The organism is Streptomyces sp. NPDC056628, assembly GCF_042792555.1.
Classification (GTDB): Bacteria; Actinomycetota; Actinomycetes; order Streptomycetales; family Streptomycetaceae; genus Streptomyces.
Genome location: NZ_JBHTWG010000007.1, coordinates 38,579 through 50,589 on the forward strand (window position 1 = coordinate 38,579; position 12,011 = coordinate 50,589).

The 12,011-nt window shown below is 71.5% G+C and carries 13 protein-coding genes; 4 read left to right on the forward strand and 9 right to left on the reverse strand.

Going from position 1 to position 12,011, the window contains the following annotated elements; translation table 11 throughout:
- Positions 1 to 120: 120 nt before the first annotated feature.
- Both ACFRAC_RS12100 and ACFRAC_RS12105 read right to left on the reverse strand, forming a co-directional pair.
- The gene (locus tag ACFRAC_RS12100) at positions 121 to 483 is read right to left on the reverse strand and encodes a four-helix bundle copper-binding protein (RefSeq protein ID WP_382923789.1); all 363 of its coding nucleotides are present in this window, start codon (positions 481 to 483) and stop codon (positions 121 to 123) included.
- A 218-nt stretch (positions 484 to 701) separates the two neighbouring features.
- Positions 702 to 1,859, reverse strand: a complete 1,158-nt coding sequence (locus ACFRAC_RS12105) for an acyl-CoA dehydrogenase family protein (RefSeq protein WP_382923790.1) — start codon at positions 1,857 to 1,859, stop codon at positions 702 to 704.
- Between the two features lie 191 nt (positions 1,860 to 2,050).
- Between ACFRAC_RS12105 and ACFRAC_RS12110 the strand changes: the two genes are divergently transcribed.
- On the forward strand, positions 2,051 to 3,394 hold the full coding sequence (locus ACFRAC_RS12110) for a UDP-glucose dehydrogenase family protein (protein ID WP_382923791.1): 1,344 nt from the start codon (positions 2,051 to 2,053) through the stop codon (positions 3,392 to 3,394).
- Positions 3,395 to 3,536: 142 nt separating this feature from the next.
- Here ACFRAC_RS12110 and ACFRAC_RS12115 read toward each other — a convergent pair whose 3' ends face one another.
- Positions 3,537 to 4,037, reverse strand: coding sequence for a CGNR zinc finger domain-containing protein (locus tag ACFRAC_RS12115; RefSeq protein WP_382923792.1), 501 nt, complete (start codon positions 4,035 to 4,037; stop codon positions 3,537 to 3,539).
- 125 nt (positions 4,038 to 4,162) lie between these two features.
- Between ACFRAC_RS12115 and ACFRAC_RS12120 the strand changes: the two genes are divergently transcribed.
- Together ACFRAC_RS12120 and ACFRAC_RS12125 are read left to right on the forward strand one after the other, a co-directional pair.
- Complete coding sequence (locus tag ACFRAC_RS12120) at positions 4,163 to 4,522, forward strand: VOC family protein (RefSeq protein WP_382923793.1); 360 nt, start codon at positions 4,163 to 4,165, stop codon at positions 4,520 to 4,522.
- 14 nt (positions 4,523 to 4,536) lie between these two features.
- Positions 4,537 to 4,923 (forward strand): VOC family protein, encoded by a 387-nt coding sequence (locus tag ACFRAC_RS12125; RefSeq protein WP_382923794.1) that lies wholly within the window; start codon positions 4,537 to 4,539, stop codon positions 4,921 to 4,923.
- A 12-nt stretch (positions 4,924 to 4,935) separates the two neighbouring features.
- Here ACFRAC_RS12125 and ACFRAC_RS12130 read toward each other — a convergent pair whose 3' ends face one another.
- The 4 genes from ACFRAC_RS12130 to ACFRAC_RS12145 all read right to left on the reverse strand — a co-directional run bounded on the left by ACFRAC_RS12130 (position 4,936) and on the right by ACFRAC_RS12145 (position 9,037).
- A complete protein-coding gene (locus tag ACFRAC_RS12130) occupies positions 4,936 to 6,048 on the reverse strand; it encodes a dipeptidase (RefSeq protein ID WP_382923795.1) in 1,113 nt (370 codons plus the stop codon).
- Between the two features lie 135 nt (positions 6,049 to 6,183).
- Entirely contained in the window at positions 6,184 to 7,368 is a 1,185-nt protein-coding gene (locus tag ACFRAC_RS12135) for a dipeptidase (RefSeq protein WP_382923796.1), read from the reverse strand.
- Positions 7,369 to 7,373: 5 nt separating this feature from the next.
- Positions 7,374 to 7,901 carry a 5-(carboxyamino)imidazole ribonucleotide mutase gene (purE, locus tag ACFRAC_RS12140; protein ID WP_361340673.1) on the reverse strand — a complete coding sequence of 176 codons (528 nt, stop codon included), beginning with the start codon at positions 7,899 to 7,901 and terminating at the stop codon, positions 7,374 to 7,376.
- On the reverse strand, positions 7,898 to 9,037 hold the full coding sequence (locus ACFRAC_RS12145) for a 5-(carboxyamino)imidazole ribonucleotide synthase (RefSeq protein ID WP_382923797.1): 1,140 nt from the start codon (positions 9,035 to 9,037) through the stop codon (positions 7,898 to 7,900). Before ACFRAC_RS12145 ends, purE begins: the two co-directional genes overlap by 4 nt.
- A gap of 151 nt (positions 9,038 to 9,188) precedes the next feature.
- Between ACFRAC_RS12145 and ACFRAC_RS12150 the strand changes: the two genes are divergently transcribed.
- On the forward strand, positions 9,189 to 9,740 hold the full coding sequence (locus ACFRAC_RS12150; RefSeq protein ID WP_361340679.1) for a GtrA family protein: 552 nt from the start codon (positions 9,189 to 9,191) through the stop codon (positions 9,738 to 9,740).
- Between the two features lie 40 nt (positions 9,741 to 9,780).
- On the opposite strand, the gene ACFRAC_RS12155 is transcribed toward ACFRAC_RS12150, so the two are convergent.
- Both ACFRAC_RS12155 and ACFRAC_RS12160 read right to left on the reverse strand, forming a co-directional pair.
- Positions 9,781 to 11,055, reverse strand: a complete 1,275-nt coding sequence (locus ACFRAC_RS12155; protein WP_382923798.1) for an ATP-binding protein — start codon at positions 11,053 to 11,055, stop codon at positions 9,781 to 9,783.
- Between the two features lie 49 nt (positions 11,056 to 11,104).
- Positions 11,105 to 11,782 (reverse strand): response regulator transcription factor, encoded by a 678-nt coding sequence (locus tag ACFRAC_RS12160; RefSeq protein ID WP_055624243.1) that lies wholly within the window; start codon positions 11,780 to 11,782, stop codon positions 11,105 to 11,107.
- Positions 11,783 to 12,011: the final 229 nt, after the last annotated feature.

Consider the following 12,011-nt stretch of genomic DNA (forward strand, 5'->3'; position numbering starts at 1 on the left):
AACACCACCCCCCCCCCCTCCTCCTTTCTCCTTGGTGGTGTGGTGGTTTTTGTTTTTTCCCCCCGCGCGGGGGGGGGGGGCCCCCGGGGGGCCCCCCCCCCCCACGTCTGCCGGGGGGTGCTACATCGTGGCGCCGGCCATCGAGCGGCAGGTCGCGGCGCAGCGGCGACACGCCTCGGCGCAGCGCATCATCTGCGGATCGTTCGGCATGGACATGCACGCCTCCGCGCACATCTCGCACGCCTTGGCGCACATCGCGCACATGTCCGCCGACATGGGCGAGCGGCGCATCATCATGTCGGCGCACATGCGGGTCGTCTCGGCGCAGTCCATCAGCGCCCGCATGATCTGCATCTGGCCCTGGCCGTCCATCTGCATGCAGGAGCTCATGGTCTCCTCGCAGATGCTGTGGCACGTCATGCAGGCGTCGATGCAGTCCTGCATCTCCTTGGTCATCGCGGGCATGGTTCCGGGCTGGGTCATGACTCCTCCTGGGGACGCGGGAGCCCGGGGCGGGCCCCGTGCCCTTCCGTCCTACGCCCGCCCGGAGTGGGGCGCCATCGGACGGACGCCGTCAATTCCCGGCAGAACGCCCATACGGTGCACACTCCCTCACTCCACCGTCCTCACCGCCACGGGTCCGAACGAGTGAAGGGCGCCCGGAGGCACCCGGACGCCCTTCCTCGTCAAGTCCCGTCGGGTCACGGCAGGTTGCGCGCCATCACGATCCGCTGGACCTGGTTCGTGCCCTCGTAGATCTGGGTGATCTTGGCGTCACGCATCATGCGCTCCACCGGGTAGTCGCGGGTGTAGCCGTAGCCGCCGAGGAGTTGGACGGCGTCGGTGGTGACCTCCATGGCGACGTCGGAGGCGAAGCACTTGGCCGCGGCGCCGAGGTAGGTGAGGTCGGCGTCGCCGCGCTCGGAGGCGGCGGCGGCCTGGTAGGTCAGGGCGCGGGCGGCCGAGATCTTCATGGCCATGTCGGCGAGCATGAACTGGATGCCCTGGAAGTCGGCGATGGCCTTGCCGAACTGCTTGCGCTCCTGGACGTAGCCCTTGGCGTAGTCGAGGGCGCCCTGGGCGATGCCGAGAGCCTGGGCGGCGATGGTGATGCGGGTGTGGTCCAGCGTCTTCATCGCGGTGGCGAAGCCGGTGCCCTCCTCGCCGATCATGCGGTCGGCGGGGATGCGGACGTTGTCGAGGTAGACCTCGCGGGTCGGGGAGCCCTTGATGCCGAGCTTCTTCTCGGGGGCGCCGAAGGAGACGCCCTCGTCGGACTTCTCGACGACGAAGGCGCTGATGCCCTTGGAGCGCTTGGTCGGGTCGGTGACCGCCATGACGGTGTAGAACTCGGAGACACCGGCGTTGGTGATCCAGCGCTTGACGCCGTTGAGGATCCAGTGGTCGCCGTCGCGGACGGCCTTGGTCTTCATGCCGGCCGCGTCGGAGCCCGCGTCGGGCTCGGAGAGGCAGTAGGAGAACATGCCGTCGCCCTTGGCGAGCGAGGTTATGTACTTCTTCTTCAGCTCCTCGGAGCCGGAGAGGATGACCGGCAGCGAGCCGAGCTTGTTCACGGCGGGGATGAGGGAGGAGGACGCGCAGACGCGGGCCACCTCCTCGATCACGATGACCGTGGCGAGGGCGTCGGCGCCCGCGCCGCCGTACTCCTCGGGGACGTGCACGGCGTGCAGGTCGTTGGCCACGAGGGCGTCGTGTGCCTCCTGCGGGAAGCGCGCCTCCTCGTCCACCGCCGTGGCGTGCGGCGCGATCTTCGCCTCGGCCAGCGAGCGGATCGCGTCGCGGAGCATGTCGTGCTCCTCGGTCGGGCGGTACAGGTCGAAGTCAGCCGATCCGGCCAAGGTCTCTCACGCTCCAGGGACGCTCGTGTGGCAAGGGTGATGCCGACGCTAATTACCGTTAAGTAACTCAAATTTTAGAGGCCGCCCCACGGGACTGATACGTGAGCTTGGCGACAGCGGGGAGACTGCCCGCCGGGCCCGTTGACTATGCTCGGGCGCGCATCGCCCGCCCTCACCCCTGGAGTCCCCCCATGGCCCTCAAGATCACCGTGATCGGCACCGGCTATCTCGGCGCCACGCACGCCGCGGCCATGGCCGAGCTCGGGTTCGAGGTGCTGGGTCTGGACGTGGTGCCGGAGAAGGTCGAGATGCTGGGGCGCGGCGAGGTGCCGATGTTCGAGCCGGGCCTGGAGGACCTGCTGCGCAAGCACGTCGCGGGGATCGAGGGCTCGACGGGGCGGCTGCGGTTCACGATGGACTGGGCGGAGGTCGCCGAGTTCGGCGATGTGCACTTCGTCTGCGTGAACACGCCCCAGAAGCACGGCGAGTACGCCTGCGACATGTCGTACGTCGACGCGGCGGTCGAATCGCTCGCCAAGCATCTGAGCAGGCCGTGCCTGGTCGTGGGCAAGTCGACGGTGCCGGTGGGCAGCGCGGACCGGCTGGCGGCGCGGCTGCAGGAGCTGGCGCCCGGCGGGGGCGAGGTGGAGCTGGCCTGGAACCCGGAGTTCCTGCGGGAGGGCTTCGCCGTGCAGGACACCCTGCACCCGGACCGGGTCGTGGTGGGGGTGCGCAGCGAGCGGGCGGAGAAGCTGCTGCGCGAGGTGTACGCGACGCCGATCGCGGACGGCTCCCCCTTCGTGGTCACGGACTTCCCGACGGCGGAGCTGGTGAAGACCTCGGCGAACTCGTTCCTCGCCACGAAGATCTCCTTCATCAACGCGATGGCGGAGGTGTGCGAGGCGGCCGGCGGCGATGTCGCGAAGCTGGCGGAGGCCATCGGGCACGACGACCGGATCGGCCGGAAGTTCCTGCGGGCGGGCATCGGGTTCGGGGGCGGCTGTCTGCCGAAGGACATCCGGGCGTTCATGGCGCGCGCGGGTGAACTGGGCGCGGACCAGGCGCTGACGTTCCTGCGCGAGATCGACTCGATCAACATGCGGCAGCGCGGTCAGATGGTGGAGCTGGCGCGTCAGGCGCTGGGCGGCGGGCCGTTCCTGGGCAAGCGGGTGGCCGTGCTGGGCGCCACGTTCAAGCCGGACTCGGACGACGTGCGGGACTCGCCGGCGCTGAACGTCGCCGGGCAGATCCATCTGCAGGGCGGCCAGGTGACGGTGTACGACCCGAAGGGCATGGCGAACGCCCGGCGGCTGTTCCCGACGCTCGGCTACGCGGACAGCGCGATCGAGGCGGTGCGGGGTGCGGACGTGGTGCTGCATCTGACGGAGTGGCGGGAGTTCCGTGAGTTGGACCCGCGGGAGCTGGGCGAGGCGGCGGCGGTGCGTCTGATCCTGGACGGCCGCAACGCCCTTGACCCGGAGCTGTGGCGGGATGCGGGCTGGACGTACCGGGCGATGGGCCGGCCCACGGCCTAGCCACCTCTCCACCGCGGTACCAAGGACGCCGTTTCGGCCGAGGCTCAGTCGGCCGAAACGGCGTCCTTCGCATTCTGCCGCACACCACCGCGCATTGCCGAATGAATCTTCAACAACCTTTCCAAATGGTGCGTCAGGTGGCTCATTTCGCCCGGTACCGGCGCATCTTGGCGCGTGCTCCGCACACCTGCATCGAGCACCAGCGGCCGCGGCCGGCCGGACTGCGGTCGTAGTACGCCCAGTGGCAGTCGGCCGCCTCGCAGGCCTTGAGGCGCATCCAGGTGCCGTCGACGAGGCTCTGGGCGACGGCGGCGGCGACCCGGGAGAGCAGGGGGGCGGTGCCGGCGGGGGTGAGAGCCGCCGAGCCGTCGGCGGGCTCGACGGCCACGACGAGGGGGGCGGCGGCGAGCAGGTCGCCGAGCGGGGTGACCGTGCGGTGCGGCGGGTGGCCGGCGTGGGCCAGGAGGGTCACGCGCAGGGACTCGCGCAGATCGCGCGCGGCGGACAGGTCCGGCTCGCCCAGCCCGAAGCGCGCCCTGCCCTCCGCCGTGTCGAGCGCGTCGGCGCCGGACTCCAGGTCCAGCGTGTTCACCAGGGCCTGGACCAGTTCCAGGGCACCGGGCGCGGGCGATCTGTCACTCATGGCTGCCGCTGTCTCCGCTTCTCGTCCATCCCCTTGCGACGTTACCTCCTGTACGGGAGCATGAGGTAACGCCGTTACCGGTTGACCCGGTCTGCCGGTAACCCCGAGGCTTCGAGGAGGAAGTCATGGCCATCGCCGAAGTGGGCTCCGTCGTCCTGGACTGTCCCGACCCGCGCGCGCTCGCGGAGTTCTACGCCAGGGTGCTGGACGGCACGATCGTGGACGAGGGCGACTGGGTGGACGTGAAGGTGCCCGGTGGGCCGACGCTGGCCTTCCAGGCCGCGCCCGGCTACGTACCGCCGCGGTGGCCCTCGCCGGAACACTCGCAGCAGTTCCATCTGGACCTGACCGTCGAGGACTTGGACACGGCCGAGAAGGCGGTGCTGGAGCTGGGCGCGCGGCCGCTGGAGGCCGACGACCGCGAGCGGACCTTCCGGGTTTACGCGGACCCGGCGGGGCACCCGTTCTGCCTCTGTGCCGGCTAGACGAGGAGGACTCCATGGCACCCGCGGCGCGTCTGCGTTCCGTCGTCGTCGACTGCCCCGATCCGCGCGCACTGGCCCGCTTCTACGCGGGCGTCGGCGGCGGCACCCCCGAGGACGAGGACCCGGACTGGGTCGTGCTGCGGCTCCCGGACGGGCCGCGGCTGGCCTTCCAGCGGGCGCCCGGGTACGCCCCGCCGGACTGGCCGCGGGCGGACCACGACTCCCAGCAGTTCCACCTCGACTTCGACGCCGGGTCCACCTGGGAGGAGGTCGACGCGGCGCAGGAGAAGGTGCTGAAGCTGGGCGCGCGGCTGCTCCAGGCCCAGGACGAGGAGGGCTTCCGGGTGTACGCCGACCCGGTGGGCCATCCGTTCTGCCTGTGCAGGATCGAGGAGGGATGAGCCGGGCGGCGGTCAGCCGTCCAGGTCGGTGATCGCGGCCGTCGAGGGTTCCCGGCGGCGCTGTGCCTCGCGGGCGGCGAAGTCGGCCTCGCGCAGGACCCGTTGGACGTTCCCCCAGGTCAGCAGGGCGATGTCGGTCTCGGACCAGTCGCGGCGCAGCAACTCGGCGACGAGCCGCGGGTAGCCGGAGACATCGGCCAGGTCCTGGGGGTGGGCGGTGCCCGCGTCGTACGTGCCGGACAGGCCGACGCAGTCCGCCCCCGCCAGCGCGCGCACATGGTCGAGGTGGTCGGCGACGTCCCGGACGGACGGGCCGGTCTGCTCGGCGGTGAGCGGCACCATGCACAGCCCCTTGGCGGCGCCGAGCGCGGCCAGCAGGTCGTCGGGGAGGTTGGCGGCGTGCGGGCGCAGGGCACGGGCCGCGGAGCGCGTGCAGAGCACGGGTGCCTTGGAGACCGCGCAGGCCCGGCGGACGGTGTCGGGGGCGGCGCCGGAGAGGTCGGCCAGCACGCCGAGCCGGTTCATCTCGCGCAGGACCTCCTCGCCGAACCGGCTGAGCCCCGCCTCGGAGGCCCAGGAGACCCCGGTGAGCGTCAGAGCGCGCAGCCCGAGGCCGTGCAGGGAGCGCAGGATGCCGAGGGAGTCGCCGAGGGCGACGGCCCCGGCGGGTCCGGGCAGGACGGCGGTGCGGCCGCTGTGCCGGACGTCGGTGACCGGGCCGGGGGCGCAGGCCAGGCGCAGGCCGTCCGGGTGGGCGCGGACGACGGTCTTGACGAGGTCGAGCTGGTCCAGGGCGGCGCCGACGGCCCGGTCGCCGCTCAGGCCGTCCGGCAGGTGCAGCGCCCAGAACAGCGCGCCGACGCGGCCCTCGCGCAGGCGCGGCACATCGGTGTCGACGGCGCTCTCGCCGAGTTCGAGATCGAACCAGGACAGCCGGCGGAGCGCCCGGGACAGGCCGCTGTATCCGTCGGCGACGGGGTGGGCGTCGAGCAGGGCGCGGGCGTGCGTGAGCAGGTCGGCCGCGGCGGGGTCCTGGACCGGTCCGGGACCTTCCTCGGTGAGCGGTGCGGGCAGATCGTCCGTCGCGCCGGCCTCGGCCCCGGCGTCGTACTTGAGCTCTGCCATGGCGGTCTCCGTACGGGATCGGCGTCCTGATCAGCGGTAGTACGGTTCACCGTCGCACGCGGGCGCGGGGGCTTCTCGGTGAGTAGGGCGTTCGGGGGTAGGCGGGGCGCGGCCGGCCCCGCCCACCCCCGCTGGTCAGGCGTCCAGCTCCGCGAGGGTGGCGTTGGACGGTCCGCGGGTGGCCTGGAGGTCGCGGGCGACGTCCTCGGCCGCGCCGAGCACCCGGACGGCGTTGCGCCACGTCAGCTTGGCCAGGTCGGTCCTCGACCAGCCGCGGTCCAGCAGTTCGGCGATCAGGTTCGGGTAGCCGGTGACGTCGTTCAGGCCGTCGGGCGTGAACGCGGTGCCGTCGTAGTCGCCGCCGATCCCGAGGTGGTCGATCCCGGCGACCTCGCGCATGTGGTCGAGGTGGTCGGCGACCGTGGCCACGGTGGCGACCGGACGCGGGTTGCCGTCCTCGAAGGCGCGGTGCACCTTCATCGCCTCGGCGGTGGTGTCGAGGTGGTGGAAGCCGTGGGCCCGCATGTTCTCGTCGGCCGCGGCGGTCCAGTCGACGGCCGCCTGGAGGACGAACTTCGGCACGAACGTGACCATCGCGACGCCGCCGTTGGCGGGGAGGCGTTCCAGCACGTCGTCGGGGATGTTGCGCGGGTGGTCGCAGACCGCGCGGGACGAGGAGTGGGAGAAGATCACCGGGGCGGCGGTGGTGTCGAGCGCGTCGCGCATCGTCGTGGCCGCCACGTGCGAGAGGTCCACCAGCATGCCCTCGCGGTTCATCTCCCGCACGACCTCGCGCCCGAAGGCGGACAGGCCGCCCACGCCGGGCTCGTCGGTCGCCGAGTCGGCCCACGCGATGTTGTCGTTGTGCGTGAGCGTCATATAACGGACGCCGAGCGCGTACAGCGCCCGCAGCGTCGCCAGGGACTCCGCGATCGAGTGGCCGCCCTCGGCGCCCATCAGGGAGGCGATACGGCCCTCGGCGCGGGCCGCCTCCATGTCGGCGGCCGTCAGCGCCGGGCGCAGGTCGGCCGGGTAGCGCGCCAGCAGCTGCCGTACGCAGTCGATCTGTTCCAGGGTGGCGCTGACCGCCTGGTCGCCGGCGTAGTCCGAGCGGACGTACACCGACCAGAACTGGGCGCCCACACCCCCGGCGCGCAGGCGCGGGATGTCGGTGTGCAGGTGGGCGCTCTGGTCGGCGGCGATGTCGCGGGCCGCTATGTCGTAGCGCACCTGTTCGCGCAGCGCCCACGGCAGGTCGTTGTGGCCGTCGACGACCGGGAACTCGCGCAGCAGGTCCCGGGCGGTCTCCAGGGAGGTCACCGGCGTCACTTCCCGGCACCGAAGCCGAAGCCGGCCGCGCCCTCGACCTTGGCCCGCAGCCGCTTGCCCTTCTCGGTCGCCTGGTCGTTCAGCTCCTGCTGGAACTCGCTCATCCGCTGCAGCAGCTCCTCGTCGTGCGCGGCGAGGATCCGGGCGGCGAGCAGACCGGCGTTGCGGGCACCGGCGACGGAGACGGTGGCGACGGGCACGCCGGCCGGCATCTGCACGATGGACAGCAGGGAGTCCATGCCGTCGAGGTACTTCAGCGGGACGGGGACGCCGATGACGGGCAGCGGGGTGACGGAGGCGAGCATGCCCGGCAGGTGGGCGGCGCCGCCGGCGCCGGCGATGATCACCTTCAGTCCGCGCTCGGCCGCGTGCTCGCCGTAGGTGATCATCTCGCGGGGCATGCGGTGCGCGGAGACGACGTCGACCTCGTAGGCGATCTCGAACTCGTCGAGGGCCTTGGCGGCGGCCTCCATGACGGGCCAGTCGCTGTCCGACCCCATCACGATGCCAACAACGGGGCTCATTCGGTGATCGTGCCTCTCAGGTAGCCGGCAGCGTGACGAGCGCGTTCCAGCACGTCGTCGAGGTCGTCGCCGTAGGTGTTCACGTGACCGACCTTGCGGCCGGGCTTCACGTCCTTGCCGTACATGTGGATCTTGAGCTGGGGGTCGCGGGCCATGCAGTGCAGGTACGCGGAGTACATGTCCGGGTAGTCGCCGCCGAGGACGTTGACCATGACGGTCCACGTGGCGCGGGGGCGCGGGTCGCCGAGGGGGAGGTCGAGGACGGCCCGGACGTGGTTGGCGAACTGGCTGGTGATCGCGCCGTCCTGGCTCCAGTGCCCGGAGTTGTGCGGGCGCATCGCGAGTTCGTTGACGAGGATGCGGCCGTCGCGGGTCTGGAACAGCTCGACGGCGAGGTGGCCGACGACGCCGAGTTCCTTCGCGATCCGCAGCGCCATCTCCTCGGCCTGCAGGGCGAGGGTCTCCTCCAGGCCGGGGGCCGGGGCGATGACGGTGTCGCAGACGCCGTTCACCTGCCGGGACTCGACGACCGGGTAGGCGACGGCCTGGCCGTGCGGGGAGCGCACGACGTTGGCGGCGAGCTCGCGGACGTAGTCGACCTTCTCCTCGGCGAGGACCGGGACGCCGGCACGGAACGGCTCGGCGGCCTCCTCGACGGAGTCGACGACCCAGACGCCCTTGCCGTCGTAGCCGCCGCGCACCGTCTTCAGGACGACCGGGAAGCCGTCCCCCTCGGCGGCGAACGCGGCGACGTCTTGCGGGTCGCTCACGATGCGGTGCCGGGGGCAGGGCACCCCGATCGCATCGAGCCTCGCCCGCATCACGCCCTTGTCCTGGGCGTGCACGAGCGCGTCGGGGCCGGGGCGCACGGGGATGCCGTCCGCCTCCAGGGCCCTGAGGTGCTCGGTGGGTACATGTTCGTGATCGAAGGTGATCACATCGCACCCTTGCGCGAACGCGCGCAGCGTGTCGAGGTCGCGGTAGTCGCCTACGACGACATCACCGACGACCTGCGCCGCGGAATCCTGAGGGGTGTCACTGAGGAGCTTGAACCTGATGCCGAGCGGGATGCCCGCCTCGTGTGTCATACGAGCGAGCTGACCCCCGCCGACCATGCCGACTACCGGGAACGTCACGCTCCTAGGGTATCGGCCCCGCCGGGCACCCCTCTTACCGGACTTTTCCAGGGCTCTTCCCGACCCTGGACGCCACGCGCGGGCGATCACCGAGAGGGCTGGTTAGCATGGCGGAGTTGACGACCACCGACCGACAGGAGCCTTCACGACCATGGAACGTGGTTCCTCGGGGCTTCAGGAGGCACCCGCGGCGCGCGGTACGGTGCGGCGGCGCCTGGACCGGCTGGTCCGCGAGGTCGCCAAGTTCGGCGCGGTGGGCGGGGTGGGGCTGCTGGTCAACCTGCTCGTGTTCAACCTCGTACGGCAGGTCACCGACCTGCAGGTGGTGCGGGCGAGCGTCATCGCGACCGTCGTGGCGATCATCTTCAACTACCTCGGCTTCCGCTACTTCACCTACCGCGACCGCGACAAGGGCCGGCGCACCAAGGAGATGACCCTGTTCCTGCTGTTCAGCGCGGCGGGCCTGGTCATCGAGAACGGGGTGCTCTACACGGCGACCTACGGGTTCGGCTGGGACAGCCCGCTGCAGAGCAACATCTTCAAGTTCCTCGGCATCGGCGTCGCGACGCTGTTCCGCTTCTGGTCCTACCGCACGTGGGTGTTCCGTGCGCTGCCGGTGCAGAAGGACCCGGTGGCCGGTGGGGAATCGTTCCTGGAGTCCCGCCGCGGCTCGGACAAGGCCACCCGCCAGCGGGTGGGCTGACCGCCCACCGGACCCTCCGGGGCACCTCGCGGAACACGCCCTAGCGGACCATGGGCTCCGTGTCCCCGGACGACTTCTTCGGCGGGGCCGTGCGGGACAGGAACAGGCCGAAGACCGGCGGGTTCGTCTGCAGCATCTCCAGCCTGCCCCCGTCCGCCTCGGCGAGGTCGCGGGCGACCGCCAGGCCGATCCCGGTGGAGTTGCGGCCGCTGATGGCGCGCTCGAAGATGCGGGCCCCCAGGTCGGCCGGGATGCCGGGCCCCTCGTCCGTGACCTCGATGACCGCCTGGTTGCCGGTGACCCGGGTGCGCAGCGCCACCGTGCCCCCGCCGTGCATGAGCGAGTTCTCGATCAGGGCGGCCAGCACCTGCGCGACCGCGCCCGGGGTGCCGACCGCCGTCAGGTGCCGTTTGCCCGAGCTGACGATGGCCCGGCCCGCGCTGCGGTACGCCGGGCGCCACTCCGCGAGCTGCTGCTGGATCACCTCGTCGAGGTCGAAGGTGACCGCGGAGCCGCTGCGGGGATCCCGCGAGTTGGTCAGCAGCCGCTCCACGACGTCCGTCAGCCGCTCCACCTGCGTCAGCGCGATGGTCGCCTCGTCCTTCACCGTGTCGGGGTCGTCGGTGAGGGTGATCTCCTCCAGCCGCATGGACAGCGCGGTCAGCGGGGTGCGCAGCTGGTGCGAGGCGTCGGCGGCCAGGCGCCGCTCCGCCGTCAGCATCCGCGCGATGCGCTCGGCGGAGGAGTCCAGTACGTCGGCGACCCGGTCCAGCTCCGGCACGCCGTAGCGCTTATGGCGGGGGCGGGGGTCGCCCGAGCCGAGCCGTTCCGCCGTCTCGGCGAGGTCGGTGAGCGGTGAGGCCAGCCGGTTGGCCTGGCGCACCGCGAGCAGGACGGCCGCGATCACCGCGAGCAGCGCCACCGCGGCGATGATCAGCAGGGTCCGGCCGACCTCGCGGGTCACGGAGGAGCGCGGCTCCTGGACGGTGACCGTCTCGCCCTCCTCGCCCCGCTCGCGGGCGCTGATGACGTCCCCGTCGGGCCGGTCGCCGACCTCGATCACGGGCTTGCCGGGAATGCGGATCTCGGCGTAGCGGTCGCCCTGGATCTGATCGCGCAGCACGGCGGCGTCGACGGTCTCGTCGCCGAGCAGCCGGCTGTCGACGATGCTGGCCAGCCGCACCGCCTCGGTGTCCACCCGCTCCTGCGCGGTGTTGGTGATCGTCCGGGTCTCGACGATCACCAGGGACACCCCGAACACGGCGATCACGACGAGGACGACGGCGAGGGTGGACTGGATCAGTCGGCGGCGCATGGCGTGTTACTCACCTGTCGGGCTCGGGAACCGGTACGGGGCCCGCGGCTCAGCTCTTCTCGAAACGGAAACCCACGCCCCGCACCGTCGCGATGTAGCGGGGGTTCGCCGCGTCGTCGCCCAACTTCTTACGCAGCCAGGAGATGTGCATGTCCAGGGTCTTGGTCGAGGACCACCAGGTGGTGTCCCAGACCTCGCGCATGAGCTGGTCGCGGGTGACCACCCGGCCCGCGTCGCGCACCAGCACCCGCAGCAGGTCGAACTCCTTGGCGGTGAGCTGGAGTTCCTCGTCGCCCATCCACGCCCGGTGCGACTCGACGTCGATCCGCACGCCGTGCGTGGCGGGCGGCTGCTGGGGCTCGGCGGAGCCGCGCCGCAGCAGGGCCCGGACGCGCGCGAGCAGCTCGGCGAGCCGGAACGGCTTGGTGACGTAGTCGTCGGCGCCCGCGTCCAGCCCCACGACGGTGTCGACCTCGTCGGCGCGCGCGGTCAGGATCAGGATGGGCACGGCGTGACCGTCGGCCCGCAGCCGGCGGGCCACCTCGAGCCCGTCCATGCCGGGCAGCCCGAGGTCCAGCACGACGAGGTCAATGCCGCCCTGCATCCCGGCGTCGAGGGCGGTGGGCCCGTCCTCGCGGACCTCGACCTCGTACCCTTCCCGGCGCAGTGCGCGGGCCAGCGGCTCCGAAATGGACGCGTCGTCCTCGGCGAGCAGTACTCGGGTCATGAGCTGATGGTAGTCCGCGCGCGTCGGGCGCCGGGGCGGGATCAACCCGTTGCCTCTTACCGTTCTCCGTCGTGCTTCTTACCTTCGCCGGCGTCTGGTACAGACCATGCCCGGAAGGTGCGACCCTGGAGGGACCTTCGAATGGGTGTGCGCGGTTGCGTCGAAACCTGTGATTCGCGTCTCAAGACCTTCCATATGGGGCGGTGTCGTGACGTATGGTGAATCTACG

Bases quoted from the DNA above. Each gene is read 5' to 3' on its own strand.
- ACFRAC_RS12110 (WP_382923791.1), top strand. From the start codon at position 2,051: ATGGCCCTCAAGATCACCGTGATCGGCACCGGCTATCTCGGCGCCACG.
- ACFRAC_RS12115 (WP_382923792.1), bottom strand. From the start codon at position 4,037: ATGAGTGACAGATCGCCCGCGCCCGGTGCCCTGGAACTGGTCCAGGCC.
- ACFRAC_RS12125 (WP_382923794.1), top strand. From the start codon at position 4,537: ATGGCACCCGCGGCGCGTCTGCGTTCCGTCGTCGTCGACTGCCCCGAT.
- ACFRAC_RS12155 (WP_382923798.1), bottom strand. From the start codon at position 11,055: ATGCGCCGCCGACTGATCCAGTCCACCCTCGCCGTCGTCCTCGTCGTG.
- purE (WP_361340673.1), bottom strand. From the start codon at position 7,901: ATGAGCCCCGTTGTTGGCATCGTGATGGGGTCGGACAGCGACTGGCCC.
- ACFRAC_RS12160 (WP_055624243.1), bottom strand. From the start codon at position 11,782: ATGACCCGAGTACTGCTCGCCGAGGACGACGCGTCCATTTCGGAGCCG.
- ACFRAC_RS12130 (WP_382923795.1), bottom strand. From the start codon at position 6,048: ATGGCAGAGCTCAAGTACGACGCCGGGGCCGAGGCCGGCGCGACGGAC.
- ACFRAC_RS12100 (WP_382923789.1), bottom strand. From the start codon at position 483: ATGACCCAGCCCGGAACCATGCCCGCGATGACCAAGGAGATGCAGGAC.
- ACFRAC_RS12120 (WP_382923793.1), top strand. From the start codon at position 4,163: ATGGCCATCGCCGAAGTGGGCTCCGTCGTCCTGGACTGTCCCGACCCG.
- ACFRAC_RS12150 (WP_361340679.1), top strand. From the start codon at position 9,189: ATGGAACGTGGTTCCTCGGGGCTTCAGGAGGCACCCGCGGCGCGCGGT.